Below are 26,751 nucleotides of genomic sequence, written 5' to 3'. Positions count from 1 at the left end.
GAATCCCGCTGCCCGGCATGCCAGACCCCTTTGACCGACGAACTCACCGGCGTCCTGGACCGGCGCCGATGGGACCACGACGCCTCGCAGGCACTGCTCCAAGCACGCCACAAGCCCTGGCCCCTGTCCTTGATCCTGGTCGATCTCGACCGTTTCAAGGACATCAACGACCTGTACGGGCACCCTGCCGGAGACGCCGTACTCCGCGCCGCGGCGACAGCGCTACGCCACCACAGCGGCGAACGAGGCATCGTCGGCCGCTACGGCGGGCACACCGGCGACGAGTTCCTCATCCTGCTGCCCGACACCAATCTGAAGGCCGCCGTGGCGGTCGCCCGGAGCATCCAGGTCCACATAAGCAGCCTGTCGGTACCTGCCATGACCAGCTGCGAGTCGGCCGTGACCATTACCGGATGGACCGTATCCATGGGGGTCGCCGCCAGCACCGACCTGATCCCCGGCGACCTCTCCGAGTTGCTACTGGAGTGCGACGTGGCATTGCGCGATGCCAAGCGCAGCGGAGGCAACCAGATCTGCATCGCCGGCTCGCAAGCCGCGACGTCCCACCACGAGCGCAATCCGACGGTCGAAGAGGTGCGTCAACTGGCCGACGGTGAGGTGTGCATTCCGCTCACCCGCTACCTACAGGCGACCCCCTACGCTCCCCGTTCTCTCGTGCTGTCGCCCGAGTCGGCTCACCGGCTTCACGCCGACCTCACCGCCGTACTCGACCAACTCGCCCATACAGAACAATGAACAGCCTCCGCCAGTGGCTGCCCACGTGGATTCCTCCGACAGGAAGGCGTGAGGCCATTGCGACAGGCCTGTGGTGGGACGCGATTCGCACGTCGGCGGAAATTGGATACCAGGTGCTTGAAGTCCTCCGCCACCAGATCCGATGTACACCAGGCCCGGTTATCGCAGACCTGGAAGGAAGAGAACCGCACCTATACTTCCTGGTCCGGCGCTCCACTGCCCACCATTGGAGCGCACCAGGGAGTCGCGCACTCGGCAAAGGCTGGTTCGTCGTTGTCCCCAGCCATTCCCTCACCGCCCCTCCGGGCCCACACTGGACTGTCCCGCCCTGTCCTGATGAGCCGTGGTCGACCAGTCCCAGGTTCCTCTGCCTCGCCCTCCACCTGGTGGGCATGGGGGCTCGGTCGTCCAAGGCGCCCCAACAGCAACCTTTAGCGTGGAAGGCACGAATGTCCCGCAGCGAGCACCGCCGACGCCCAGAAGCGAATAGCGCAGAGGTCACCTCAAGCACGGGCGAGGAGCCCAGAGACCATATCTTCACTTTGAACCTGCGCCACGCTCTCCATATTCTCAACGGAGAATGGATACCCGACGTCCTTGTGGCACTTGCAGATGGCCCCAAACAGTACACCGGATTACTGGGCATCATCCGAGAAAAGACCCGCGAAGATGGCTGGTCGGAGACTCGGCACCTCTATCTCCAAGAAAGTGTGTTGAACCGGACCCTAAGGCGCCTGGAGCGGGAAGAGCTCGTGGAGCGTCACCGCGAGCCCACATTTCCCTACCGTGCCCGCTACCAATTGACGTCGGCTGCCAACGAGCTGCTGACAGCTCTCACGCCGCTGACGGAGTGGCCCAAACATCATGCGGATCTTGTGAGTCGCGCCCAGCAAGCCGGGCACAGGGAACAGTAGTCAAGAAAGCTGTCGGATCGAATCTCGGACCGTCCGGCTGCACCTGATGGCCGACCCGGCGCTGCGGGCGAAGGTGGACAGCAGCCTGGAGAACGCGGCCCCGTATCGTCACGATGTATCAATGCGAGATCACGGCGTTGACCTCGGACACAGTGAGGGGCTGGGAGACCCGGAGCAGACCTCGCGGAAGCTAGCGGCGAACGGGAACCCCGACCTGAGCGACGCCCCCACCGCTCTGCATCCTGGTATTGATCAGCATGAACGCCAGGAGCGAGGGCCTACGACGGTCTGGGGCCAGTGAGGCGCAGGGTGGTGACGCTCGCCACCAGCGCGTCAGCAAGGCGTACCGATGGAGGCAGCGTCCGCATCAAACAGCTGGACGTCCCGTGTGGCCAGGCTTACCGCACGCCGTTCCCAAGTGGAACTTCCCCTCCACCCACACCGAGCATGACTCACACCAACCGCAGATCTCGCCCCGCGCCGCCCACACCCATTGCCGAGCCCTCCGCCGCGAGACTGCCACTCGTCGCCTGGTTCTGGCCATAGGCGGAACCATCCCCGCAGGTGGCGGGGAGCAGACGTGCCGACGACCAGACACTGGGTGTCCGCAGGGACCATCCACGCGAGTGCGGGGAGCAGTTAATGCGCTCATCGCAGGTGTTGATTTCCGTGGGACCATCCCCGCGGGTGCGGGGAGCAGGACGGGTCGAACTCGATGTGGGCGCCGGCCCAGGGACCATCCCCGCGGGTGCGGGGAGCAGTCAAACAGGACGTCCTCCCAAGTGGCGTAGGCGGGACCATCCCCGCGGGTGCGGGGAGCAGGAAGGGGAGGGACCCACGTGCACGCGACAGCCGGGACCATCCCCGCGGGTGCGGGGAGCAGGAGGTAATTCGAGAGGTCAGACGGTGGCGGTGGGGACCATCCCCGCGGGTGCGGGGAGCAGGACCCGAGTCCGCCCGCTGCGGCGCCCGTTGTGGGACCATCCCCGCGGGTGCGGGGAGCAGACCTTGAGGTGGTCGCCCTCGGTGATGCCCTCAGGACCATCCCCGCGGGTGCGGGGAGCAGAGATTGCCCGCGTTCAGCAGCCGCTCCTCGAAGGGACCATCCCCGCGGGTGCGGGGAGCAGAATCCGACCGAACGCATCGACATCGCCAAGCAGGGACCATCCCCGCGGGTGCGGGGAGCAGCAGGTAGTAACCAGGGTTTAACCCAAGAGATGGGGACCATCCCCGCGGGTGCGGGGAGCAGACGGCATGCGACGTCTGACCACAGGCCGAGCCGGGACCATCCCCGCGGGTGCGGGGAGCAGCGCGGCTCTCGTTGAGGGTCAGCGGGTCGACGGGGACCATCCCCGCGGGTGCGGGGAGCAGGCCAAGTTCCGCCGCGATGTCCGCCGGCGCGCGGGACCATCCCCGCGGGTGCGGGGAGCAGCTCAAGATTTCCCCCTTCCCTCTGTTTTCGGTGGGACCATCCCCGCGGGTGCGGGGAGCAGGTCGTCGGCCAGGCCGTCGCTGTCGCCCGGGGGGACCATCCCCGCGGGTGCGGGGAGCAGTCCTCCACGACCGAGGACCAGGTGGAGCCGGAGGGACCATCCCCGCGGGTGCGGGGAGCAGGTTGTCCTTGATGACGCAGACCTTCAGGCCGAGGGACCATCCCCGCGGGTGCGGGGAGCAGGCCCTGGACTACGTGGTGCTGCTGCACCTGCTGGGACCATCCCCGCGGGTGCGGGGAGCAGTCATACCCCACGAGGTCTTTCTCCTCGACCTTGGGACCATCCCCGCGGGTGCGGGGAGCAGAGCGAGAGGGGACGCGATGCCGGTCAAGGATGGGGACCATCCCCGCGGGTGCGGGGAGCAGCGGACACGTACGGACGGCGGGCGGTGATGGGGAGGGACCATCCCCGCGGGTGCGGGGAGCAGCCCCAGACCTGGTCCCCGAACAGGGTGCGGGCGGGACCATCCCCGCGGGTGCGGGGAGCAGTTCGCGGGGTCGACCACGAAATGATCCTCGATGGGACCATCCCCGCGGGTGCGGGGAGCAGCAGGCCCGCTACGCCGCGCTCGGGCGCAACGCGGGACCATCCCCGCGGGTGCGGGGAGCAGGCGCACGCACGCGTCCCGCTCCGCCACCCAAAGGGACCATCCCCGCGGGTGCGGGGAGCAGTGGACGTTATCGCGCGCTCGCCCCGGAACGACGGGACCATCCCCGTGGGTGCGGGGAGCAGTTGATCTCCTTCGAGTGTGGTGGTTGGTGGTGGGGACCATCCCCGCGGGTGCGGGGAGCAGCCCTCGTCGAGGAGCTGGCGGATGCTGCCCTCGGGACCATCCCCGCGGGTGCGGGGAGCAGCTTCTCCTCCTCCGCGTCGACCTCGAAGGACAGGGACCATCCCCGCGGGTGCGGGGAGCAGTGCTGGTTTCCCCTTCGGCGAGCGCGGGGCGCGGGACCATCCCCGCGGGTGCGGGGAGCAGAGAGCGCCGGATGCGGTTCCAGGTCATCGACCGGGACCATCCCCGCGGGTGCGGGGAGCAGTGGTGACCTCTGTCCAGGTGCCGCCGACCTGGAGGGACCATCCCCGCGGGTGCGGGGAGCAGGACTCAAGCCCCCCAAGCTCGATAGCAAGATTGGGACCATCCCCGCGGGTGCGGGGAGCAGAGCCCTACGGCTTGCGTCCGGCAAGGTTCGGGGGGACCATCCCCGCGGGTGCGGGGAGCAGTGCATATCGAGTCGCTCCACAGTGAACCGCTGAGGACCATCCCCGCGGGTGCGGGGAGCAGCTCACGGCGTGGCGGGAGCACGCACCGGGGGCGGGACCATCCCCGCGGGTGCGGGGAGCAGAGCCCCCACCGAGCAGTGACCGAAAACCCCCTGGGACCATCCCCGCGGGTGCGGGGAGCAGGAGCGGGGGAAGGGCCGGTCCGGCCGCCGCTGGGGACCATCCCCGCGGGTGCGGGGAGCAGTTCGGCGCGGTGAGGATTCCGCCGATCGTGGTGGGACCATCCCCGCGGGTGCGGGGAGCAGATCGTACGGACCGCAGTCCGGCGGAGCTTGTCGGGACCATCCCCGCGGGTGCGGGGAGCAGGCTCCCTGACCTGCATGTCTATCTGCCAACAGGCGGTTCGCAGAGCACTTTCCCAAATTCCGGCATACCAGACATAGGTTTCCCACCTCTTCCGAGATTCGCGCCATGGTTGCTTGGCCGACCCGCCTTCCCTAAAGCCCAGACCTCGGCCACCATGGCCACCAACCCCTCCCTGCTCAACACAGCCTTCCTACGGTCTATATTCGCGCAGTCCTCACGAGCCCACAGCACCCGCCAGGTGCACATCGTCCACGTCATCCAGAGGGTGGTATGTGACATGATGCCGCGTTTGTTGTCGCTGGAACGTGTGGCACAGTCGTATCGGGGCTGATCGGGGAGTCCTGTCGTGCTGGAGTGCTCTTCGTGAGCGATCGCCAGCCCTACAAGAGCGCCTTATCTGACGAGCGGTGGGCCCTGATCGAGCCCGTCATCGCCTCCTGGAAGGCCCGGCATCCCTCTGTCAGCGGCCACCAAGGCGCCTACGAGATGCGGGAGATCGTCAACGCCCTGCTCTACCAGTCCCGGACCGGCTGCCAGTGGGACTACCTCCCCCACGACCTGCCCCCGGTCGGAGCGGTGAAGTACTACTTCTACAAGTGGCGCGACGACGGCACCGACCAGACCATCCACGACCTGCTGCGCTGGCAGGTCCGCGAGAGCCGGGGCGCAAGGCCGACCCCAGCCTGGTGGTGCTCGACACCCAGAGCCTGCACCGGCCGCCGGGGTGCCCGCCGACACCACCGGAAGCGACGCGGCAAAAAAGACCCAGGCCGCAAGCGCGGCCTGGGAGTTGATGTTCTCGGTCTGGTGATCACGGTGGTGGTGCTGGCCGCGTCCGCGCACGACAACGCCGCCGGCATCGCCTTGCTGGACAAGGTCGCCGCCGACACCGGCACGGTGCAGAAGGCCCTGGTGGACCAGGGGTTCAAGACCGCCGTCATCGACCACGGGCAGAAGGTGGGCATCGACGTCGAAGTCGTCGAGCGCAACCCGGCAACCAGCGGGTTCGTCCCGCAGCCCAAGAGGTGGGTGGTGGAACAGGTGAACGGGATCACGATGCTGCACCGCAGGCTGGTACGGGACTACGAGCACCGGCCCGCCTCCGCCGAGTCGAGGGTGTACTGGGCCATAAGCGACCGGATGGCCCGGATGCTGACCGCGACCTCCACTCCCACCTGGCGCGGCGCATGAACGGCAGCGAGCTGACCTTGGGAGCGGTGCTGGCGCACCTGAAAGAGCAAGAGTGCGAGATCGCCGCGCAGGCCGAGGCCGCGCGGGGACGCATGGCGGAACTCTTTGCGCAATTGGAGGAGTTCGACCGGGTCGCCCAGGAGGTCCGCATCACCCGCAAGACCTGCTGGCGCTGCCTGATCCGTCCCCGCCGACGCCGCCGGCCGCGAAGCTGCCGCACCATCCGGCCTACCGGCAGATCGTGGCGGTGTTCGCCGCGGCCGACGCCCCGCTGCGGGCACGGGCGGTCTGCGAGGCGATGGATCTGGAGATCGCGCCCAGCAACATCAACAACGTCCGGCTGAAGCTCAAGCGGCTGGTCGAACGCGGGATCCTGATCGAGCCCGAGCAGGGATTGTTCACCCAGCCACGGCCATAGCCACCCGGAGAGGCCACCACCCGCCCGACAGCCCCAGCGGCAAGCGCGAAACGGGCAGCACGTCACTTACCGCTCTCTCAGAACCCAACCGACCCTGGACCACCCAGCAAGCCCACAAATACCTCACGGACCTCAGCGACGACGCCGAGACAATCAGATTCCACACTCCTCGCACCTCCCACTACGACGCTCAGGCGCGTGAACAGAGCTATGGCCTCCGGCAACATCAGCCGCGCCAAGAGGGTAAAATCCAGTGGTTTCAGCGGGTTTGGACCGTCCATGAGCACAGCGCCTAGCGAAGTTGCTCGTCGACAGACTCATCCCGTACCAGCATGACGATCTCCGGTGCTCCCATGGTCAGGACGCCACGCACAAGCCGCCAGTCACCGGCGTGTACTCGGTGGACCCCAGTTGGTCCTACCACGGGGATAGTCGGCAGAAGGAACGCGTCGGCGAAGTAACTCGCACAGTGACACTGTTTCTTGGCTGGGTCTTTCTCCCAGCTCAGCCAGTGTGCTGGTGAGTAGAGCAAGTGTGCGTGCGACAGCATCACGCTGGCCGAGGTGTGCCTGAAGACGGGCGATGTCCTGGTACAGGGTCTCGTTGTAGCGGTCGAGTGTGCGGGCATGTTCCAGGAGAATGAGGGCCTGCTCCGGGTCGGTGTCGTCGATGGTGTGAGCCAGGGCGCCGAAGGCGTCGAGTACGTCGCGGCGCAGGGCTTCGCGAGGGGCCTCGATCCATTCAGCGGTCAGGTCTTCGGCGAGGTCGCCGCGGTAGAGATCGCCGAGGCGCTCCACCGAGGCCAGGCGGTGCTGGTTGGTGTGGCCAGGGCCGGTGGCGTCGAGAACGTCGTGCAGCTCCCACAGGTCGACGCTGACCCAGTCACGATCAAGGGTGTAGGGACCGTCCGTGCGGACGATCACCTCGGCCAGTGCCTCTTGAGTCGCGGTGCGCAGTGCGCGGCGTAGTTGGCTCAGTGTGGCGTGGAGAGCGTTGTACGGGCGGTCAGCGGGGGCGTCCGGCCACAGCGACGCGGTGAGTGTCTCGCGACGTGCTCCGTTGGGCTGGAGGGCGAGGAAGGCCAGGACTTCGCGCTGGCGGGGTGCGAGAGCGCTGGTGATGTCTTGGTGGTGGTCACCGTGGTGATGGATCACTTGGAGATTGCCGAGGAGGTTGATCGTCAGTGCGCTGTCGGCCGGTGTGATGTCACGAGCAGGCCGGGGGTGGCGTGGTTTCCCCTCGACAAGGTCTCGCGGGTTCTCCCGTGGCGGCCCTCCGCTTGAAGGGTCGCTCGTCTCGGTGGCGTTCTGTGGTGCTGCGGGTGTGGCGGCCGGTGGTTGTCGAGCATGTGTGTCGGGCGTCGAGGACGCGTCGCTGCTGGGTGCGGGCAATGACGTTGGTGGTGGCGGGGTATCGAGGAGATCGGCGCTGTCGATGCTCGGTGGGTTGGGGTTGCTTTCCGACGATGAGGTGCCGCGGTCGGGTGGCTTCGGACTCGACGGTCTGTTGCCCTCTGGCGAGGCGGTGGTTGTCTCGTCGTGGGGTGAGTCGCGGTTGTGCGGTGGGGTTATGGCAGGGGTTTCGCGGGGCGAAGGGTCTGCTTCGGCTTCGCTGAGCAAGTTCAGAAGGGCTTGGCTGTCGGGAGGTGGGAGGGTGAACAGCCTTGCGTTTAGGGCGTTGGCCCATCGTGCGCTGGTGGCGGCGATAGTGCCGTCTGTACGTACGTGAGCGGTTGCTCCGGGGCGCCACTGTCCGATGAGTACACCTGACAGGCCGAGGCTTGATCCGTTGTCGAGGATGGCTTGCATCCGTCTCTGGGCATGCGGGACGGGTGTGGCGACCAGTACGAGTTCGTTCGCGTTCGGAGTTTTCGTCGTCGTGTCGGCATCTTGGCGAGCCCGGGTGAGGAGTTCGGATTCGAGTGTGTCCAGGGCGGTGTCCAGGTCGTCGACGATGTGCAGTCGGCTGAGTCGCGGCTGGCAGTTGTCGTTCTCGCCGACCAGGAGGTGGACGTCGTGGGAGGGGATGAGGATGTCCGGGGGCGGCTGAGGTCCATGTCGTTCGGCGAGCAGGGTGATGATCAGAGCGCGGAGGGCGTCGAGTGCGCCGGGGCCGACCAGGCCGAGGCCTTGAGCGCGGGCCAGGTCCAGGACAAGCGCTCGGCCGTCTTTCACCGCAATAGGCCGTTCTGGCCTTGGCAGCGCCGTCAGGGCAGGGCGTCCGATCGGGGCCGTTCGATGAGTTGGGTCCTCGGACGCCTTGGACGTGACGTCGGCGGTGTCTGCGTCGGAGACGGAGGAGAGGTGGTCCTGGTCGTTGGCGAGGCGGAGTGCGCGGACGACAGGTGCGACGGTGAGGTCCTCGCGCTCGCCGCTGCCGGGACGATAGTGCATTCGACGGCGCCACCGAACCGACCACCAGGCGGCGGAGATCAAGGCAGCCAGGCCCAGGCTCACGAACGCCCCTGTGGGCAAGGAGATGCCGGTGCCGGGGCCGGTGTGGTGCGCTCGGTCGTCGGGGACGTGTGAGGAACCTTGCGGTGTGGAAGGAGCGGGCTGGGTGCTCGGGGGCTCCGGCGCGGTGGGGTGAGGGGCCGGAGGGAGTTCCGGGCTGCCGGGAATGGGTTGATCGTCGTGCCCGGGGCGAGAGTGCCGGGGGGTGTCGGGAAGATGGAGGATCCAGCCGGGCCGGATGAGACCTGGCGTGGTCAGGGCTCGGCCGTCTGGCTGCGTACGGCCCTCGTTGAGGGCATAGATCCTCGGCCAGAGGCGCCCATCGCCCAGTTCCCGCTCCGCGATGCGCCACAAGCTGTCATAGACGCCATCGTGTGGCGGGCGTACCACGGCCCTGCCCGGCGCTGCTCGCTGGTTCTCTGCTGCCTCGCTCGATACTGGTTGTGTGGGGACTGTCGGGCTGGTGGCGGTCGCGGTGCGGTCAACCACGGTAGTGGCGTAGGTGGGAATGCTCTGAGGGGTGGCTCTGCTGGTCGCCAGGGCCAGGAGAATCGTTCCTACGAGCGCGGTGGCCAGAGTGTGCACGAGGCCCGCCGGGCGTATCTCGGGCCACGCGGCGGTGCGCACGCTGTCGACGGTGGTGCGGGCGACGTCGAGGACGAAGACGGCCCATGTGGGCCAGAGCAGGCACGCCAGGATGTTGAGCAGCAGCGAGTCGTTCAACGGTGTGAGCAGGAGGTCTTGGATCTCGGTCCGGGTGGGCAGGTGGTCCGGCAGCGGCCAGCCGGCGAAGCACACCAGGCCCCAGGGGATGCCGACTGCAAGGACCATGAGAAGGAGTGCGGCCAACAGGGCACGGGCCACGGGGCCGAACCGGCGCAGCCGCTGGTGGTGAGCATCATGGACCATATGGGGGTCTCTTAGGGTTCGGGGGTGGTGACGCCGTGGCGGGGTCGGGCGGTGCCGGAGCTGGTGACGGCCAGTTCTTCGATGCCAGCCGCTTGGAGCAGTTGTGTGGGTTGTCGCACGGTGACGGCGACGGTCACCATCTGCTCAGTGGCCGTCACGGTGCCTGTGTCACCAACGGCGGCGAGGTAGCGGCGGGCCAACGCACGGGCCTGATCAGGTTCGAGTCGTACTGTGCCGTTGGCCCGGTAGGCGCTCAGATCGATTGCCTGAGCACCCGCGCGGGCGGCTTCCTGCGCTTCGCCCAGAGCGCGGATCTTCGCAGTGAGCGCCAAGCCGCCGTCGACGGCCAGACCGGCGAAGAGCACGACGAGTGCCGTGATGACGACGACGAACACCGTGATCTGTCCCCGGTCATCGGCCAGGTCACGTAGCCGGGAGACGGGGCCATCGGGGTTCACGGGCTCTCCTGTACGGAGTGGGGAGATGTTTCCGATGTGCCGCGAGCCGTTCTGCCGCGGTAGACGTCGACCGGGGCGGTGAAGCGGGCCTGGAGCACCGTCGTTCCGGGAAGTTGGAGGAGCGCGAGATCGTGCAGGTCTACCGTGCAGGCGACGGTGACGGTCACCGTCGAGCCGGGTTGCAGATTGCCGCGGGTGTTCACAGCGAGGGGCTGACAGGTGATCCCGGCCTGGTCCAGTGCCGCAGCGGCTGTGGAGCGGGCCTGGCGGGTGGCGGTGGCCGGACTGCGCGCCTGGCTTGCGGCGCGGGTGGCTTGGTGAGCCACGTCCTCAAGGCGCAGGCGTGCGTCGGGTAGCCGCGAGCAGTAGACGAGGAACCACACTGCCAGGAGCAGGACCGGGATGAGCAGGACGAGCTCGGCTGTGGCTGATCCCCGGTCTCCATGGTGGGCGGCAATCAGTCCACGCCGGTGCTGTGACGAAGGGCAACGTACGAAGGGGTGGTTCATGGCGCGGCCTGGTCGCCGGGCTGGAACCTCTCCAACGGCCCGGCCGATTCCGCGTGAACCGGCAGATGCAGGAAGGGCACGACACTTGTTGCGGTTCCCTCCACGCGCACCGAGGCACTGTCGGCGTCCCGGGTCACCCTGACCTTGACGCTGCGCAGCGGACCGCGGCCGAGCTGGTCCAGGACGTGTTGGGCGTCGGTTCTGCCGGACTGGGCGGTGCCGTCTTCCACGCGGGTGGCGGACAGGGCATGCGAGGCGGTGGCCTGCGCCATGTGGGTGGCGTACGCCCACACGGTGACCTGCCCGATCACCAAGACAAGGGTGAATAACAGCGGGAGGACGAGCACGATCTCGGTAGTCACCGCCCCGCGGTCATCTCGGGCCCGCTCCAGCAGTCGACGCCGTTCCGGGAAGCGGCGGCTTGGTATGAGGTCAACCGGATCGGGCAAGCGGAGGGCCGCGATTACTGTCATGTCAGTGACCTACTTGAAGCGTATGTTGCGGGCGGCGTCCACGATCTCCGGACCGATCAGCGCGCCGACGGACAGGGCGAGTGCGGAGAGGAGCGCGATCCAGATCACGGTCTCCGAGGTGTACCCGCGGTCGTCGCGGGCCAGAGTGCGCAGCCGGGCTGCGAGGCGCGTCGTCATCGAGGTTGGCGGCGAAGGCACGGCAGGCTCCTTCTCGGCGTCGGGCTGGGTTCACAGCGAGCTGGTGACGTTGGTCAGGGCGGGGTAGAAAACGAAGACGATGAAGCCGACCGCCATGAGCGCCGCCGGCAGCGTCATCCGTTCGGTGGCCGCGTTCGCCGCGGCCTCGGCATCACTGCCTCCTTGGTGGCGTAGCGCGGCGGCTTTGGCGGCGAGTGAGGCCCGGACCTTGGCTCCTTCGGTGCCGGCCAGGGAGAGTGCGGCGGCGAGTTCGGACAGCTCGTTGATCTCCAGTTCGTCGCCGAGTTGTCCCAGGGTCTGCCAGGGGGAGGTGCGGGTGAGTCGGGCGAGGTCCAGTGCGCGGCTCAGCTGTTGGAAGGCCCAGCCGTGTCCTGCCCCGGCTGCGTCGGTGAGCGCTCCGTCGACGCCGGAGCCGCCGGCGAGCAGGAGGTGGACGAGGTTCAGGAAGGCTCCGAGCGCGTGGCGGAACGCAGTCCTGCGTTTGGCGGCTTCGGAGCGCACCATGGCGTCCGGCAGGAGGAAGCCCCCCACCGCCAATGCCAGCGCCCCGGCCAGAGGCATCGTCCACGGCAGTGGACGGTCGCCGAGGGCCAGCAGCAGCTCGATCACCGTGGGCAGCAGCAGGCCGGTCAGCGCCAGGGCCGCCTTTTCGGCGAGGTGGACCTCGGCCGAGCGCTCGGTGATCGCGAGATCCCTGCTGAGTGCGCTCTGGGGCAGTCCCAGAATTCGCATGACCTCGACGAAGGGGCGCCCCAAGCGCTGTGCCCACCCGCCGTCACCGGTACGGACGACGATCGGGGGCGGGTCGGGTTCGGTACGCAGGCGGGTGACGAGTGCGTCCAGGGGCGGGCGGGGCGGGATGAGCCACACCCACAGTGCCCACAACCCCGCACCCACACCGGCGGAGAGCAAGATCAGCACAGTCACCGGCTGGCCCCCTGGTGCTCTACGACGACGTCGCCCCGTGGTCCTGGTCCCGTGAGGAATCGTTCAGGCTCCTCGATCCGGGCCATCCGGCGCAGCCAGGCGAATCCGACGGTGAAGATCGCCCCGATCAGCAGCAGCATCAGCTGCCCGGTGGCGGAGTCGTACGGGCTGAGGAATTCCGGGTTGAGCAGAACCATGCCCCCGGCGAAGACCAGGGTGGTGGCCACCACCACGCGGACAGTGGTGCGCATCCGGGCGCGGCTGGCGTCTACCCGCTGGCGCATCCGGACCTGCGCGCGGGCAGTCGAGGCCAACTCGCCCAGCAAAGGCGTGAGTTGCCGCGCCTGGTGCTGTGAGGCCAGCATGAGGGCGGCGATCACCAGATCGGCGGTCGGATCGTCCAGGTCGGCCTGCAACCGTCGCAGCCCGACGGTCAGGCGTTCTCCGCTGGCGAGCCGGGCGGACAGACTCAGCACGTGGGGGCGGATGGCCTTCGGCGCGGTGTGGGCGGTGGCCATGATGGTCTGCTCCAGGCCGGCTGCGGCGGCGAGGGTGTCGCGGAGCATCTCGGTCCATCCTGCTATGCCCTCGATCCGGGTGGTCTGCTGCTGATCGGCCCTGGTCGCCTCCAGGATGCGCGGCACGCTCCAGGTGGCCATCGCCGCCAGCAACGCCCCGACCACCCAGCCGGTGACGCTCCCCGCCAGTACGCCGGCACCGGCGGCCGCGGCCATCCACCACCGTGTCCGCGATGGCTGCCGCGCCGAGCGACGTGAGCTCCGGCGCTGCGTTCGGGCATCGGTCGGGAGACTGCCGCGCCAGACAGCGACCAGCACGATCAGGCCGTTGGCCATTCCGAGTCCGCACAGGCCCAGCAGGGCGACGTAGCCGTTCATGACCGCCACACCCACTCCGGGCGCTTGAACAGCCCTGCCTCGAACCCGGCGGCGGCAAGGTCTTCCTCCGTCTCGGCGCGCAGCGGTGCCCCGGGCACCGCTCGACCGTCCGGACCGGGTCGGAAGACTTCGTTGGACACGACCTGCTTGTCGTCGGCGTCGACCACTTCCCGCACCGAGGCGACCACCCGGCTTCCGCCAGGCCCGGTATCCAGGTGGACCACGAAGTGCAGGGCGGAGGCGAGGAGGAGGTTCGTGGCCTCCAGTGGGAGCTTCTCCGGGCCCTGGACGGCGTAGGCGGCCAGTTTGGCGAAGGCCCCGCGGCTGGTGGAAGCGTGGAGGGTGGCCATGGAGCCGTCGTTGCCCTGGCTCATGGCGTTGCACATCGGGATCACCTCGGGTCCGCGGACCTCGCCGACGATGACGCGGTCGGGGGACATTCGCAGCGCCCATCGCACCAGTTCCGCTTGGGTGATGGCTCCTTGGCCCTCGACGTTGGCCTCGCGTGCCTGCATCGCCACCACGTCCGGATGCTTCTGGCTGTCGGCGTCCAGTCCGAGCTCGAAAGTGTCCTCGATCGTGATCAGCCGCTCCCACCCAGGGATTTCGCCGGCCAGGGCCCGCAGCATGGTGGTCTTCCCCATCACCGTCCCACCAGTGATCAACACGTTCTTCCGCGCGCGGACCACGGCGCGGAGGAACGATGCCAATGCCTGGTCGACCGTCCCCAGCTCACACAGCTCGGCAAGCGTGACCGCCTCCAAGCGGTGTCGTCGGATCGACAGGGACGGGCGAGGGGTGACCGCCATCACGGCGAAGGCCCGCTCCCCGCCGGGCAAATGGAAACTCACCCCCGGCGTCCCCCGGTCGAAACGTCGTTCCTCCGCTCCGGAGCGTGCGGCCAGATCGCGGATAAGCTCGATGAGCTCCGTGTCCGACCCCGTAACAGCGGGCAGCTGCTCGCGGCGGCCGTCGGCGTAGCGGACGAAGACCCGATCGCCGGTGACGTTGATGTTCTCGATCTCCGGGTTGCGCAGCAGCGGCTCCAGCCCGGCCAGACCGAAGACCTCGTCCAGTACCTGGGCCATGATCTGCTGTTCGGTCTCCGGCGGTACCACGGTGCCGCCACGGCTCAGCTCGATGCGGGTGTGTTCCTCGGCTGTCTCGGCCAGGATCATCTCCGCCTGCCTGCGACGCTCGCTCGACGGGACCTCCCGACGGCCCCCTTCCTCATCAGCCCGGATGCGCTCGGACAGTCGCGCAGCCAGCTCCCGACGCAGTTTGCGCCGCAGTTTTTCCACAGGAGAATCCACAGGCACTCCGGCGCCGACCAGATCGGCCGGCCCAGGAAGTCTCACTCCCGGTTCCCGGTGCCGTTCCCTCCCCCGGTCCTGCTGCCCTTGCCCTGCTCGGGGAGACCAGGCAGCCTGCTCACCGCCCGGTTGCGTCATCGGAGCACACCTCCTTGGGCAAAGTCCCCGGTGCTCTCACCCGCCGCGTGGACGGGCTGAACCGCGCTATCGCGGCGAACCGGGGCAGACGACGTCCGCCCCAGGCGGTGGGCTCGGAACGGGCGTGGGAGGACACCAGCGCGGCAATGTCGACGATCGCCTGCCCCAGAGCGGAACGCGTCGGCGTCGCACGCCGGGAGGGCAGCCCGCCGCACGCCGCGGCGCCCTTCGCGTCCTCCGGGATACGCGCCAGAACCTCGATCCCCAGCGCCCCGGAGACCTCCGTCGTCGAGCAGCCATCGCCGACGAGCACCAAACAGGGGCGCCGCGACCAGCAAGCCGCCTCCTCAAGCCTCACCGCGACATGAGCCAGAGCGTCGTCATGCGCCCGAGCCAGGAGCAGCATCACGTCAGCCGCCTGTACGACGGCCATGGCCGGGGAGTCGGGGTCAAGGCGCCCGCAGTCGGCGATCACCGCGGTGTCGGGCCTGTCGGCCGACCGACGCAGTACCGACGCCTGGGCATCGCTGATCTCCCCCAGCGCCGCTCGCGCCTGTGCGGCGCCCGCGGGTCCGGCCACCACCGAGAGCCCGCCGGGGAGCCACTGGGTGTGCTGCCACACCAGGCCCGGCCGCGAAGAGCGGCGGGCCGCGACGGCCAGACTCACCAGCCCCGGTGACAGCTCCAGGCGGAATCGGGCCAGCAGATCGCCTCCGGCCGGATCGCATTCCACCACCACCGGCCGCTCCCCGGCCGGCCACCGGGCCCCCAGCGCCACGCACGTGGTCGTCACCCCAGGCGAACCCTTCACACTGCACAGGGCCACCAGGGTCACAGCGCTTCCTCGCGCACCAGCAGCACGCTGATGCTGTCTGTGGGAGAAGCCGCCACCTCGCGCGCCTCATCCTCACCCAGTTGCAGGGACACCACCGCCGTCTCCCCACGCTCCTTGCCCCACGCCGCGACCACCGTCGCGTACCACACGGGGGACGACGGCTTCGGTAATGGAGCCTCCGTGGAATCCCCCGCAGGCTCCGGCACCTGCACCACCGCAACCCGGCTCCCCCGCTCCAGCCCCGCAGGAAACCGCCCCTCCTTTACCCCCACGGCAACCACGGCCTTCCCCCGCGGTGGGACCTGCGGCTCGCCCAGCACCGATTCCGTCAGCAACGTCCCCTTGGGCATCGTGTAAGCCGCCGGACGCCCGACGATCCGGTCGGTCGCCCCGGAGGGGATCGCTGCGAGCCCACTGCCACGGGCCAGGTTCACTTCCCGTAGGTCCCGTTCCATCAGCGTCTGCCCCACCGTGACCGGGTGCGCCAACGCCAGCACCGCCTGCCGGTGCCCCAGGTTCAAGGCCACCACTACGCCGCCCGCCGAACAGCCCAGTACCAACAGCGCTCCCAGCGGCAGATACGACACCCGGCGTCGCCACCGACCACCGACCAGCCGAGACGGTTCCTCGCTCGCCCCAGGGCGCCGCCGTCCAGAGTCGCTGCCCTCTGGGAACGGGGCTTGAGGAGGAAGATACGTTCGCGTACTCATCACAACCGCCTCCTGGCATGGGCTACTCGGCACCGAGCCGCACAGCCCGGTGATCACAAACAGATGTGGGTGTTATCGCCCTCCTCCATCGGCAGGAGGAGAGCAGGCTCATTCGTCGTCGGTGTTGACTGCCTGGCTTTCCGCAACGCGGAAAGCAGCAGCCGAAGTCGTTGTCAGGCCCGGGAAGACGCCCGATTGGCCGGCTCCAGACCAGGTCACCGACCAGTGCACCGTCGCCGACACCCGATACGCGTCATCCGGCTGCCCAGCCGAAGACGAACGGTAGGTATAACCGCAATCCGGCGACGGCCTCTTCGGGTTCGGCCGCGCCTTGGACGCCTCGCTCGGACGGTACGACGTACCAGGGCCATGGCAGACTTTCGAACCGCCATCGCCCATCGACCAGACCACCGATGTCGGCCGCGCCACCGCGGTCACCGACACCCCCGGCACCGACGCCGTCGCCGACGCCTTCCGCCACGCGCCGCGCTCCAGCCACAGCCACGTCGGCAAGGTCACCAGTTGCTGCTCCGCCGGGCTCGCCTTGATCTCCGGCGAGGGCAGCCGGAGCTGACCGCGGGCCTGCTCCGCCAACCCGGCCGGAGATACCCGAGGGCCGCCATCGTCCTGTGGTCCCTCGGGAATCCACACCGGAGGCCGGTAGAGCGCGTCACGTGTACCGCCCGCATCGCACTTGTAGACGTACCAGGCCCCGTCTTCACCAGGCTTCGGTCCGGCCACCGGCCCAACCATCGGGAGCTGGGCCTGGGCGTGGAACACCGCTGACTGAGCCGTAGGGACACCGCCAATGAGGGACCCCTGGTAGGAGACCGATTGAGCGTCCGCGGGCGGCTTGTAGTCACTGCGCCGGTAGGAGCAATCAGCCCGATTGAAGTCAGGATTGGAGCTCTCCGGATCCTCCCTGCGACGGCTACCGCCGCTATCGCCTCCGCCTCCCCGTTCAGGCGATTCCCCACCCCCTCTACGATCCGGGCTCTCCTTCTGCGGGCCCTTCCCCGCGCCCAAGTCGCATCCGGGGTACGGGTTCTGTGTGCAGTCCACAGAACCCCACGAATCATCCGACCAAGCGGGGACCGCGCCCGCCATCACTGCCACCAGCGACAGCCCCACCACGACCGCTCCTCGCTTTAACACGAGCCGATCCCCTCGACGGCAAAGCGCGTCACCTTCCACTTACCATCCGACTGCTGCTTGACCTCGGCCGTAATCGACCGGTGTCCGCCAGGCTCATTGTCGGCGAGCTTGCCGTTATCGACCCGATACTTCAACCAGTGCGTAGAGTCCCCGCAGTCGGAGATCAGCACCGCATTCGGATCCTTCGACGGATCCACCGACGTCACCTTCGGGTGGTTTTTCGGCCTTCCCTTGTAAACGAATCCGTTGAGGTGGTCGGCATACATACCTCGCGAGATCGTCGACAGCGCATCTCCGGTGGCATACCTCGACAGCGTCGGGGACCGCCAGTCCGACGTCTCTCCCGCCTCCGCCATGTCCCGCCACATGCCTACGTATGCTGCTACTGCTTGCTGACGCGCCACCCCCACCGCAGACAGGGAAGACGGCGAGACTGGCGCCCTTGAACTCGATGCATCACCCGCACCCGCACCGGAGGCGCCTCCACGGCCAGTTGGCCCATCTGAATTGCACGCCGCTACGACAAACATTACGGAAGCGCCAAGGACCGCCCAAATGATCCGATGCCCGCACGACCTCCGTGATCCTTCTCTCCGCATAGCCATACCGCCTCAAGTACGGTTCTCGCCACGACCGAACAGATCCACGTCTATCGCGCCTCCTCGTTCCAACTGCAAGGTGCAGCCGAGCCTCCTCCGGGCCTAACTTCAAAGTCCGGATGACGATTCAGGCGTTTTAGCTGAATTAGTGAGCGCGTCGACCAAAAGGGAGAGCAGATCGTCGCCAGCTCCGCGGTGCTGGTGTAGTCGGTCTACGCGGCACGGCGCGACTGCGGGAAGGAGCTGGCGGACGGCTCAAAGTTGACCGGGCTCGCGCGGCCACCGGGCTATTCGGTTGCTCGGCTGCCCATTACCCCTTAGCGTCGCGGCTTTGGTCCTACGGCCGTTGGGGGGCTGAGCGTGGCGTTGGTCATGGTGGCCGCGGCGGTGTACGGCGTGGTGCAGTTGCTGGTTCTGGCCTCGCCTACGAGGTCGGTACGGGTGTCGACGGTGCTGCTGGCGATCGCGGTCGGTGTCTACGGCTGTGGTGTCGTGACAGCGTTGCTGGAGCTGGCGTACACGCGGAGCGCTGCGGATCTGACGGGTGAGCCGCTGGCGAAGGTCGTGGAGGTGGCCGGCTATACCGTCGATCCGGTCATCGAGGAACTCATCAAGCTCGCGCCGCTGTTGCTGGTCGCCTGGAACGTCCGGATCCGGCGCCAGTGGGGCATGACGGACTACGTGGTGCTCGGCGCGGCGCTGGGGGCGGGGTTCGGGCTGCTGGAGGCGGTGGCCCGGTTCGGGCTGGACGCGGACCGGGCGATCGCGCATCCCGCCGGCGGCTGGGCCATCCCCGACAGCCTTAGGGCGCCCTATATTCCGGGGCCCGAGCAGATCCTCTCCGCCTGGTTCCCCGCCCCCTCGGGCACGTTGGAGCTGGGGGATCTCAGCCCGGCCGCGGAGACCAGTCCCCATCTGGTGTATACGGCTCTGACCGCGCTGGGTGTGGGTGTGCTGTTGCGGGGTCGCGGATGGGTCCGTGCGCTGAGCTCACTGCCGGTCGCGGCCGCCGTTTCGCATCACATGCTGACCAACTATGCCGCCGCGCGCCCCGCCGACCGGGATGCGCGGGCCTGGGCGGATGTCTTCGACGGAGTCCTGTGGACGGTTCCGCTGCTGTGCCTGGCCATCGCCATGGCCGTCGACCTACGGCATATCCGGCGCGGCAAACGGCTCGTGCCGGGCATCCTCCTCCGGGGCGAGCGGACCGGCCGGTCCGGTTTGGCGGCGCTGGCGGCGTACGGGGGATGGCGGGTGCCGTGGACGATGCTGATCGCGCTGCGCTTTGCCCGGATGCGGCATTCGCTGCTCTACGCCGCGGCTCGTCCTGCGTACCCCGGTGCCGAGTCCCTGCATCACAGCGTCGTTTGGGCCGCGGGGCAGATCGACGCCTCCGACAACGAACACGCCTGGCGGCACCTGGACTTCCGCGCCGTGCGCGGAATGGCGGGCGCCGTGCGGGACCGGCGCCGTAAGTGGTTCGTCCTCATCTCCCTCGGGCTCGCGTCCCCGGCGATTGTCTTCCTCTGTGTCGGCTCCTTCCCCGCCGCTGCCGCCCTCCAGGAGCGTTTCGGTTCGGGAAACGGCCCGTACGTCCTGATGGCTTTCGGTGTCGCCGGACTGCTGTGGATGGGCTGGCAGCTCATCGCGCTGTTGCGCACATGGCAGGCGACCCGCGCCGTGCCCCACGGGGAGCTGCTAGCGGTCGCCCGGCTCCGGGTCTGGACGGCGCTGGGCGGACTGACCACCGGAGCGGTGCTCTTATTGCGCCTCCGGGACGGTCTGGAGCCGGATGAACCGCTGATCCGGAACCTCCACCTGCTGGAGGCGCTCGACAATTTCCTCGCCTATCTCGGCTTCGCTCTCCTCCTGATGGCGCTGCTCGCCCTCTTGCCATCCGGTGGCGGGCTCGCTCTGGCGACCGCCGGAGCCGAAGCGGGCCTCGTCACCGTCCCGGCGGTCATTCACGCCGCGGCCTTCGGCACCTTGGGCATCGTCCTGATGTCGGCGAGCGCAGCCGGGCACGGGGGCGGGGGTTCTCCGGAGTCCGAGGGGTCCGGAAGCCCGGTTGAAACGTCAGGACAGGGCAGGGTGCGGCGCGGTAAGGAGTACGAGGACCACGTGCAGGAGAAGCTGGGCGGTCGCGGATCCTTCAGAGAAGGGGGACGCGAGTTCGACGGAGCTTACCCGGGAGACGACGGGATCGAAGTATGGTACGAGGCCAAGTCCGGCCGATACTGGGACCTCGCGAACGAGAATCCGAAGGTGATGGAGAAGTTCAAGTCAAACCTCGGTGACGCGCGCCGCATCGCCGAAGAGGGCGGCAGGAGGTTCTCGCTCATCTCCGAGAAGCCGATCCCGGAAAACATCGTCAAGTGGCTCAACAAGAAAAACTATGTGTGGCGCGTGATCTCGAAGGAGGCGGGATAGATGTCCCGAACGGCAGACATCGACTTCACATTCCAGGCGCCGGTCACGGCTTCCCTCATCGTGCGTGCCTTGTCGGAGTCCGGATGGTCACCGGCCGAGCCTCGCGGGATCTCGTACGCCATCCAGGATGAGGACGGCGACCTGGACTGGTCGAGCGCGCCACCAGAAACGCTTGGACAGATCATCGGCACTCTTGACTCATCCGAACGTGAGCAGCAGAGTATCGGGGTTTCCGTGTACCACCCGGGAGCTGAGACCGGAGGCTTGCTTCTCCTCTTCCCTGGAAGAAGGGAGGCATCTTTCACACCGTCAATCAACAGGAAGTCTCACACGGTGGCCGAGGAGATGACGGACCTGCCGTGGTATCTCGAACAGATGCTGGCCCCATTGTTCAAGATCGGCCTCTTGGGATACACAGCCCAGGACATGGCCGACTGACTCGTCCCGCGACGTCGCCCGAGTTTTCGGCCAGTAATGGCGGGCCCGCGGGTGATGAGGGTTGACGGGGAAGATTCGCGGGGAGACCTCCCCAGCAGCCGCAGGGGACAAGTTCGCGGCGCCGCCGCGACACCGGACCTGCCACGCAGGGCCGGACTTGCCGGTTGATCGAGTCAACTGTGCGGGAGGGACCTATGCCCGAGTTCACCATGCTCGGCACGCGGAAGTCCGTACTGGGCATGGTCCATCTGCGGCCATTGCCCGGCACGCCGTTTTACGAAGAGGGCAGCCTGGAGAAAATCCTGGAGACCGCGGTGAGTTCGGCCAGGGCTCTCCACGAAGGTGGCGCCGACGGATGTCTGATACAGACCGTCGACCGGGTCTACAGCGTCGAAGACGAGTCGGATCCCGCCCGGACAGCCGCCATGAGCTTGATCGTCCGTGCCGTGGTACAGGCCACCGGACCGGAGTTCCAGGTCGGTGTGCAGTTGATGCGCAACGCGCTCAAGGCCTCGCTGGCGGTGGCGAAAGTAGCCGGTGGCACCTATATCCGGGCCGGGGCGGTCGTCGGGGCGACGCTCACCACCCATGGCATGGTGCAAGCCGATCCCCTCGGTGTGATGGAGTACCGCGGCAAGATTGGCGCCATGGGCATCAAGGTCATCGCCGAAGTGGACTCCATGCACTTCCGGTGGTTCGGCGAGGAGAAGACCACCGCGGAGGTCGCGCGGGCAGCGCGCTACGTGGGCGCCGACGCCGTATCGCTGTGCCATCCGGACGAGAACACCGCGCTGGAGATGATCGCTTCGGTACGCCGAGCCGTTCCCGACGTTCCGGTCTTCATGGCCGGACACACCAACCACGACAACGCCGCCCGACTGATGGCGGCGGCAGACGGCGCGTTCGTGGGCACATGCCTGGAGCGCGGGGGCTGGGGCGGACAGATCGATGTCGACCGAGTGAAACGGTACGTCGACATCGTGCGAGCGCTGGAGCGGTGATACCCGGTGCCGGCCACCACCCGCGGCGAGAGGAAGGACGCGGGGCCATGGAGCCCATTCAGCCCGAGGTCATGGTCCGGCAGGTCGAAGCCCTGTCCACCGACCTGCGCACCCGCACGGACCTGTTCACCAACCGGGTCAGCACGCTGCTCTCCCCTGCCGAGTGGGAATCGATCGACACGGTGATCCTCACCGGGAACGGGGACTCCCACCACGCCGCCTGCGCCGCGGAGATGGCCTTCGAGACCTTCGCCGAGGTCACCTGTGAGCCGCTGAGCGCATGGCGATTCCTCCGCTACAGCCCTCCCCTCGGCCGCCGCACCGGTGAAGGCCGCACCCTGGTCATCGCCACATCCGCCTCGGGCGGCACCAAGGGAGTCGTCCAGGCCATCGAGCGCGCCAAGGCCGACGGCGCGCTCACCGTGGCCCTGACCGGCACTCCCGGCAGCGCCGTCACCCGGGCGGCCGACCGCTTCCTCCTGGTCGACCTGGAGCACCCCGAGCGCTCGCCCGGGATCCGCACTTACCAGGCCAGCGTCTTGGGCATGCTGCTCATCGCCCTCCAACTGGCCGAAGCCCGCCGAGCCGACTCCTCTGAAGCAGCGGCGGCCGGCCTGCGCCGGGAACTCGCCGAGCTCGCCGGCACCATGGACGCGACCACCAAAGCCATCAAAGAGCGATGTGCGCGGCTTGCCGAGGTGATCGCCGAAGCGCCGGTGGTGGCCATGGTGGGAAGCGGCCCGAATCATGGGACGGCACAGTACGGCGCGGCGAAACTGGCCGAAGCGGCGGGAGTTTTCGCGGCGGGCCAGGACCTGGAGGAGTGGAGCCACGTGGAGCGGTTCGCCTACCCGGTCGACATGCCCGTGTTCGTCATCGCCCCACCAGGACGTTCCCAGCAGCGAGCCGCGCGACTCGCGGAGCAGGCATCCCGGCTCGGACGGCATGTCATCGCCGTCGTCGACCGAAACGAAACAGACCTGATCGCGTACGCCGATGCGGTCCTGCCAGTGCACGGCGCGGTGCGAGAGGAGTTCTCTCCCCTCCTGTATCACCTCTTCGCCGGTTATACGGCCTCCTACACGGCACAACGCCTTGAGCGCCTGCCCTTCCAAGCAGACCGCTCCAGCAGTTGACGCCACAGCCGTCGCAAGCGTCGGCGAGCGCGCTCCGCGAAGGGTCTCCCGGGCAAGGGCCGATTCGACAGTCCTGATGGCCACAGGGTCGGCGTCGCGGCGGAAAAGACTCTGAGTTTGGATCTCGTCGATGAAGGCGTCTCCCATGCGTGCTGGACGGTATGGGTAGCCTGCACTTGACCTGGTGGCCAACGACGCATGGGTGGCGGTATGCAGTTCGACGAGTGCGCACGCCTGATCCTCTGGGACATCGACCACACCTTGCTCGACGGCGGCGGAGTGAGCCGTGACGCCTACAGAAGCGCCTTCACCCGAGTGACGGGGCGCCCCATGTCACGCATGGCCGACATGACAGGTAAAACGGATCTGCTCATCGCCTCGGAGACCCTCCGTCTGCACGACATCGATCCAGACCCGGGCACCCTCACCACCTTCATCACGGCTGTTGCTGAGGAGCTTGAGGCACGAGCAGACCTACTAGCTGTCCGCGGCCACGTTCTGCCAGGGGTTCCAGAAGCACTCGGCACCTTGAGCCGAGTACCCGGTGTTCGGCAATCGGTCCTTACCGGGAACATGCGAATTCTCGCCGAGCTCAAGCTGAGCGTCTTCGGGCTGGGTGAGCATCTCGATCTAGACGCTGGGGCCTACGGGGATGACGCTGAGGAGCGGGTGGCACTGCTGCCCTCCGCCTGGAAACGCGCCCAACTGCACTACCGTCGGGACTTTTCCGCTACTGAGACCGTGATAGTGGGCGACACCTTGATGGACATCGCGACCGCTAAGGCAGGAGATGCGCGAGTTGTCGCCGTAGCGACCGGGTCGGTGTCGGCTGATGAACTTCACCGCGGAGGAGCGGACATAGTTCTTCCTGACCTTGCAGACACCCAAGCGGTGCTTGACGCAGTCCTGGGTGCCAATGCCGGTGAAGCCAGCGGATCGCTGACGAAACTCAGCGAGTGATCCCTGACTCTGCGACCCTGCCAAGCAACTGCTGAACAGGCCGCGTAGATCCGTGCAGCCGCAGCTTTGCCATGAAGTCGGTGATGTTCTTCGTCATCCGCGTCGAGGAAATCTGCTCATTGAGAGTGAGGGCTCGTGCGGCCTGAGCACAGGATTCGTCGAGGTCACCGGCCATTAACCCGATATCTGCCAGTCGGATCAGGTAGTGAACTTGGTCGCGAAGATTCTGTGTCCCACTCGCGCGTAGATACTCAAGGGCACCGCCCAAACAGGCACGCGCTTCTTCGAGAGCGCCACTCTTCATCAAACAGGTTCCTTGCTGCGCCAATAGTTCCCCTTCATCGAAATAGGCCAGCCACACAGGTGAATCGGGCTGTGCCCCTGTACGGCCGAAAGCACCTTCCGCAACACGGAGCATTGCCCGCGTCTCGGCCTTTTGGCCGTTCTCAGCGAGAGCGCGAGCCATACGAGTGGCGAGCATCGCGCCCGTTCGCCCCGTAGCAGAACTGGAATCATAGGCAGTTCGAGCCAGTGCGAGTGCCTCGACAGGGCTCCCATGGTAGAGAGCTGTCAGACTCATATACCCAAGAACGCTGCTGGCGAGACCAGGGTCCTCGCTTATGTGGGCAGCGTACAGAGCCGTGGTGAGATTCCTACGGGATTCGGCCGGCCGACCGGCATCCAGCGATAACCATCCCACCATCTGCGCCAGTTGGGCTACGGCATTTTGGAGAGGCTTCTCATGCACTGTACCGCCGGCTGACAGCACTGTCACAATTTCATGTAGCCGGCGCTCAGCCGCGGCGATGAGCGCATCTCCTCCAAATTGGTTGTCCTGCTGCTGTAATTCTATGACAAGGAGGTCTAGATCCTCTAGATTGACTGAAGGGACCGGCGCGTTAATCGCATATGCATGTGGCCCCGCCAGGGAGACGATTACCGATTCCGGGCCCCTGATTGCCTCGCCAATCGGGAGATCCGGAACCATGGCGTCAGGTACACCCAGAGCCCGCGTCCAGGTCATCACCTGCCGCCGGTCACGGACTGTCTTACGGCCCCGCTCCAGACGGCTTACCTCTGACTGGTCGATGCTGACAAGGGCAGCGACAGCAGATTGGGAAACGCCCGTATGTCTCCGATAGGCGAGGACCAGAGCACCGACGTCCCAGCGGCCCAGGGCTTCGCGCATGGCATCACTGGCCCAGAAGTTCGCAGACAGCTTGGGCGAAGACCGCCTACAACTGGCGCACAGCCCAGATGGGTTGTAGCGACTGAGGTCTGTGCCGCACCCCGAGCAGCTCCGGGAGCTGGCCCCGCGCATGTCCATCCCTGCCTCGTCCTTGCGTGGCTGCTACTGACCTTAACCGACTCTGTCATAAACGCTCATACGCAATGGGCGACTTCAGCCTCATCGTTGAGTTGGGCCTCGTGACTGGCGACCGCTCACTCCTTACGGGTGAGCGCTGCGCCGGTCACAGCCGGGTACCTCGGCTGGCCCGACCCGCCGACTTCACCGTGCATCCCATGCCGCTGAGCAACATGGAGCCACTTCTCATGACTAGCTGTCCTGACGAGCCCCGAACCAGGAGAGTACCGTCCGTTGTGGGTTCGAGCACGCAGGAACCTGACTGGCCGTCCGCAGTAGCAGGCCATTGGGGGAGCCGGGTTTGCGGGGAGGTCGGCTGGGCCGCTGCGGATGTGCGCACCGATAGGCCGCACCCGGCACGGATGTACGACTACTTTCTCGGCGGGAAGAACCATTACCACGTCGACCGAATTGCAGCCGAGGAAGTGGTCCGGCGAGTACCGGAGGCCATCGATAGCGCGCGAGCCAACCGCGCGTGGATGAGACGGGCGGTGTGCCATCTGGCAGATATGGGGGTCCGTCAGTTTCTCGATCTGGGAACCGGTCTCCCCACCGAACCCAATCTCCACCAGGTAGCACAATCAGTAGCCAGTGATGCTCGGGTCCTCTACATCGACAACGATCCGATCGTGCTCACCTACGCGCAAGCGCTACTTGTGGGTACCAAGCCTAATCAGGTCGACTATGCTTTGGGTGATCTGCGGGACCCGCAAGGAATCCTCCGCATGGCGCAGTCACAGGAGATCTTTGACTGGGGGCAACCCATCGCGCTCGTGCTGTCCGCGATCGCGCATTTCATTGCGGACGAGGAGGACATCGCCAACATTATCGCCACCCTCAGAAATGGATTGCCTCCCAGAAGTTTCCTGGCCCTGTCGCATGTCACTGGTGACCTTCAACGTGACAAGGCTGCTCTCGGTGCGGCCGTGTATGACGAGTACCAGGCCACCGCTGGCGTCACGATGCGTTCGCATCAAGAGATCGAGGCCCTGTTCTCGGGGTTCACTCTGATCGAGCCTGGGCTAGTGCAGGTTCCACTTTGGAATCCCGACGACGCGGTCGACGACGAGGAACTCAAGCGTGTATGGCTGTACGGCGGGATCGGCCAAAAGGTCACCACGAATGGGCCACGGGACCTACCTCAAATGACCAACCCTAGGCAGGAACAACTTCCAGACCCGCAGAAGCATCTGTGAAACCTTCCTCTGAATCTCGGCAGCCGGACCGTGAAGCCGCCCAAGAAATCCTCTGAGGACTCACCTAACACCCGATATCCACCGCTCCTCGCTTGCTCAGCATGACGCCACTGCGCAAGTATCTGGACCGGCCGTCGGGGCGATCTGCGAATTAGGGTCTTCGGCTCCCCCGTCCCGAAGCCCCGCAGCGTCCCGACGGCCTTCTCAATCCTCTCCCTATCCGTTGCGTTCGAGGTTCTGATGGCCTTCCTCTCTCTCTTCTGGTACTCGGCCTTCATTGTGGCCGCCGCAT

At 67.1% G+C, this 26,751-nt stretch carries 23 protein-coding genes and 1 CRISPR repeat array; of the genes, 10 read left to right on the top strand and 13 right to left on the bottom strand.

The window, feature by feature from the left end; translation table 11 throughout:
- The first annotated feature begins 30 nt into the window (after positions 1 to 30).
- The 4 genes from LIV37_RS34990 to LIV37_RS34975 all read left to right on the top strand — a co-directional run bounded on the left by LIV37_RS34990 (position 31) and on the right by LIV37_RS34975 (position 6,359).
- Positions 31 to 756: a GGDEF domain-containing protein gene (locus LIV37_RS34990; RefSeq protein WP_020871799.1), complete on the top strand. Its 726-nt coding sequence runs from the start codon at positions 31 to 33 to the stop codon at positions 754 to 756.
- A 449-nt stretch (positions 757 to 1,205) separates the two neighbouring features.
- Positions 1,206 to 1,670 carry a winged helix-turn-helix transcriptional regulator gene (locus tag LIV37_RS34985; protein WP_158634869.1) on the top strand — a complete coding sequence of 155 codons (465 nt, stop codon included), beginning with the start codon at positions 1,206 to 1,208 and terminating at the stop codon, positions 1,668 to 1,670.
- Between the two features lie 610 nt (positions 1,671 to 2,280).
- Positions 2,281 to 4,750: direct repeats of the CRISPR family, unit length 29 nt; unit sequence GGGACCATCCCCGCGGGTGCGGGGAGCAG.
- A 363-nt stretch (positions 4,751 to 5,113) separates the two neighbouring features.
- Positions 5,114 to 5,941 carry an IS5 family transposase gene (locus LIV37_RS34980; RefSeq protein ID WP_243146104.1) on the top strand — a complete coding sequence of 276 codons (828 nt, stop codon included), beginning with the start codon at positions 5,114 to 5,116 and terminating at the stop codon, positions 5,939 to 5,941.
- 241 nt (positions 5,942 to 6,182) lie between these two features.
- Positions 6,183 to 6,359 (top strand): hypothetical protein, encoded by a 177-nt coding sequence (locus LIV37_RS34975; RefSeq protein WP_020871798.1) that lies wholly within the window; start codon positions 6,183 to 6,185, stop codon positions 6,357 to 6,359.
- Positions 6,360 to 6,742: 383 nt separating this feature from the next.
- On the opposite strand, the gene LIV37_RS34970 is transcribed toward LIV37_RS34975, so the two are convergent.
- The 12 genes from LIV37_RS34970 to LIV37_RS34915 all read right to left on the bottom strand — a co-directional run bounded on the left by LIV37_RS34970 (position 6,743) and on the right by LIV37_RS34915 (position 17,689).
- Complete coding sequence (locus LIV37_RS34970; protein WP_148717774.1) at positions 6,743 to 9,643, bottom strand: AfsR/SARP family transcriptional regulator; 2,901 nt, start codon at positions 9,641 to 9,643, stop codon at positions 6,743 to 6,745.
- An 89-nt stretch (positions 9,644 to 9,732) separates the two neighbouring features.
- On the bottom strand, positions 9,733 to 10,179 hold the full coding sequence (locus LIV37_RS34965; RefSeq protein ID WP_020871793.1) for a TadE/TadG family type IV pilus assembly protein: 447 nt from the start codon (positions 10,177 to 10,179) through the stop codon (positions 9,733 to 9,735).
- Positions 10,176 to 10,688, bottom strand: coding sequence for a TadE/TadG family type IV pilus assembly protein (locus tag LIV37_RS51855; RefSeq protein WP_121824142.1), 513 nt, complete (start codon positions 10,686 to 10,688; stop codon positions 10,176 to 10,178). The genes LIV37_RS34965 and LIV37_RS51855 overlap by 4 nt, the downstream gene beginning before the upstream one ends.
- Entirely contained in the window at positions 10,685 to 11,050 is a 366-nt protein-coding gene (locus LIV37_RS34955) for a TadE/TadG family type IV pilus assembly protein (protein ID WP_020871791.1), read from the bottom strand. Before LIV37_RS34955 ends, LIV37_RS51855 begins: the two co-directional genes overlap by 4 nt.
- A gap of 120 nt (positions 11,051 to 11,170) precedes the next feature.
- On the bottom strand, positions 11,171 to 11,359 hold the full coding sequence (locus tag LIV37_RS34950) for a hypothetical protein (protein WP_148717775.1): 189 nt from the start codon (positions 11,357 to 11,359) through the stop codon (positions 11,171 to 11,173).
- Positions 11,360 to 11,389: 30 nt separating this feature from the next.
- A complete protein-coding gene (locus tag LIV37_RS34945) occupies positions 11,390 to 12,286 on the bottom strand; it encodes a type II secretion system F family protein (RefSeq protein ID WP_121824144.1) in 897 nt (298 codons plus the stop codon).
- On the bottom strand, positions 12,283 to 13,182 hold the full coding sequence (locus LIV37_RS34940) for a type II secretion system F family protein (RefSeq protein WP_121825080.1): 900 nt from the start codon (positions 13,180 to 13,182) through the stop codon (positions 12,283 to 12,285). Before LIV37_RS34940 ends, LIV37_RS34945 begins: the two co-directional genes overlap by 4 nt.
- Positions 13,179 to 14,360, bottom strand: a complete 1,182-nt coding sequence (locus tag LIV37_RS34935; protein ID WP_020871787.1) for a TadA family conjugal transfer-associated ATPase — start codon at positions 14,358 to 14,360, stop codon at positions 13,179 to 13,181. The genes LIV37_RS34940 and LIV37_RS34935 overlap by 4 nt, the downstream gene beginning before the upstream one ends.
- A 253-nt stretch (positions 14,361 to 14,613) precedes the next feature.
- Entirely contained in the window at positions 14,614 to 15,426 is an 813-nt protein-coding gene (locus tag LIV37_RS34930) for a CpaE/TadZ family protein (protein WP_148717776.1), read from the bottom strand.
- Positions 15,427 to 15,464: 38 nt separating this feature from the next.
- Complete coding sequence (locus tag LIV37_RS51850) at positions 15,465 to 16,055, bottom strand: hypothetical protein (protein WP_020871786.1); 591 nt, start codon at positions 16,053 to 16,055, stop codon at positions 15,465 to 15,467.
- 231 nt (positions 16,056 to 16,286) lie between these two features.
- On the bottom strand, positions 16,287 to 16,919 hold the full coding sequence (locus LIV37_RS34920; protein ID WP_243146106.1) for a hypothetical protein: 633 nt from the start codon (positions 16,917 to 16,919) through the stop codon (positions 16,287 to 16,289).
- Between the two features lie 407 nt (positions 16,920 to 17,326).
- Positions 17,327 to 17,689, bottom strand: coding sequence for a hypothetical protein (locus LIV37_RS34915; protein WP_202979593.1), 363 nt, complete (start codon positions 17,687 to 17,689; stop codon positions 17,327 to 17,329).
- A gap of 603 nt (positions 17,690 to 18,292) precedes the next feature.
- On the opposite strand from LIV37_RS34915, the gene LIV37_RS34910 reads away from it, so the two are divergent.
- The 5 genes from LIV37_RS34910 to LIV37_RS34890 all read left to right on the top strand — a co-directional run bounded on the left by LIV37_RS34910 (position 18,293) and on the right by LIV37_RS34890 (position 23,897).
- Complete coding sequence (locus LIV37_RS34910) at positions 18,293 to 20,362, top strand: PrsW family intramembrane metalloprotease (RefSeq protein WP_148717777.1); 2,070 nt, start codon at positions 18,293 to 18,295, stop codon at positions 20,360 to 20,362.
- Complete coding sequence (locus tag LIV37_RS34905; RefSeq protein WP_020871782.1) at positions 20,363 to 20,800, top strand: hypothetical protein; 438 nt, start codon at positions 20,363 to 20,365, stop codon at positions 20,798 to 20,800.
- A gap of 194 nt (positions 20,801 to 20,994) precedes the next feature.
- Positions 20,995 to 21,801 carry a BtpA family protein gene (locus tag LIV37_RS34900; RefSeq protein WP_020871781.1) on the top strand — a complete coding sequence of 269 codons (807 nt, stop codon included), beginning with the start codon at positions 20,995 to 20,997 and terminating at the stop codon, positions 21,799 to 21,801.
- 47 nt (positions 21,802 to 21,848) lie between these two features.
- Positions 21,849 to 22,937 (top strand): SIS domain-containing protein, encoded by a 1,089-nt coding sequence (locus LIV37_RS34895; protein WP_020871780.1) that lies wholly within the window; start codon positions 21,849 to 21,851, stop codon positions 22,935 to 22,937.
- A 210-nt stretch (positions 22,938 to 23,147) separates the two neighbouring features.
- Positions 23,148 to 23,897 (top strand): HAD family hydrolase, encoded by a 750-nt coding sequence (locus LIV37_RS34890; RefSeq protein WP_020871779.1) that lies wholly within the window; start codon positions 23,148 to 23,150, stop codon positions 23,895 to 23,897.
- Here LIV37_RS34890 and LIV37_RS34885 read toward each other — a convergent pair.
- Positions 23,887 to 25,086, bottom strand: coding sequence for a helix-turn-helix domain-containing protein (locus tag LIV37_RS34885; protein ID WP_158634870.1), 1,200 nt, complete (start codon positions 25,084 to 25,086; stop codon positions 23,887 to 23,889). The genes LIV37_RS34890 and LIV37_RS34885 overlap by 11 nt on opposite strands.
- 203 nt (positions 25,087 to 25,289) lie before the next feature.
- Between LIV37_RS34885 and LIV37_RS34880 the strand changes: the two genes are divergently transcribed.
- Positions 25,290 to 26,459, top strand: a complete 1,170-nt coding sequence (locus LIV37_RS34880) for an SAM-dependent methyltransferase (RefSeq protein WP_309471181.1) — start codon at positions 25,290 to 25,292, stop codon at positions 26,457 to 26,459.
- Positions 26,460 to 26,751 lie beyond the last annotated feature (292 nt).

Source organism: Streptomyces rapamycinicus NRRL 5491, from assembly GCF_024298965.1.
Lineage (GTDB): Bacteria > Actinomycetota > Actinomycetes > Streptomycetales > Streptomycetaceae > Streptomyces > Streptomyces rapamycinicus.
This window is presented reverse-complemented; position numbering and strand designations above follow the sequence as displayed.

What these genes read in the sequence shown, in the direction of transcription:
- LIV37_RS34880 (WP_309471181.1), top strand. Translation starts at nt 25,290, where the DNA reads ATGGGCGACTTCAGCCTCATCGTTGAGTTGGGCCTCGTGACTGGCGAC.
- LIV37_RS34985 (WP_158634869.1), top strand. Translation starts at nt 1,206, where the DNA reads ATGTCCCGCAGCGAGCACCGCCGACGCCCAGAAGCGAATAGCGCAGAG.
- LIV37_RS34895 (WP_020871780.1), top strand. Translation starts at nt 21,849, where the DNA reads ATGGAGCCCATTCAGCCCGAGGTCATGGTCCGGCAGGTCGAAGCCCTG.
- LIV37_RS34900 (WP_020871781.1), top strand. Translation starts at nt 20,995, where the DNA reads ATGCCCGAGTTCACCATGCTCGGCACGCGGAAGTCCGTACTGGGCATG.
- LIV37_RS34935 (WP_020871787.1), bottom strand. Translation starts at nt 14,360, where the DNA reads ATGATCCTGGCCGAGACAGCCGAGGAACACACCCGCATCGAGCTGAGC.
- LIV37_RS51855 (WP_121824142.1), bottom strand. Translation starts at nt 10,688, where the DNA reads ATGAACCACCCCTTCGTACGTTGCCCTTCGTCACAGCACCGGCGTGGA.
- LIV37_RS34885 (WP_158634870.1), bottom strand. Translation starts at nt 25,086, where the DNA reads ATGCGCGAAGCCCTGGGCCGCTGGGACGTCGGTGCTCTGGTCCTCGCC.
- LIV37_RS34970 (WP_148717774.1), bottom strand. Translation starts at nt 9,643, where the DNA reads ATGGTCCTTGCAGTCGGCATCCCCTGGGGCCTGGTGTGCTTCGCCGGC.
- LIV37_RS34915 (WP_202979593.1), bottom strand. Translation starts at nt 17,689, where the DNA reads ATGGCGGAGGCGGGAGAGACGTCGGACTGGCGGTCCCCGACGCTGTCG.
- LIV37_RS34905 (WP_020871782.1), top strand. Translation starts at nt 20,363, where the DNA reads ATGTCCCGAACGGCAGACATCGACTTCACATTCCAGGCGCCGGTCACG.
- LIV37_RS34940 (WP_121825080.1), bottom strand. Translation starts at nt 13,182, where the DNA reads ATGAACGGCTACGTCGCCCTGCTGGGCCTGTGCGGACTCGGAATGGCC.
- LIV37_RS34890 (WP_020871779.1), top strand. Translation starts at nt 23,148, where the DNA reads ATGCAGTTCGACGAGTGCGCACGCCTGATCCTCTGGGACATCGACCAC.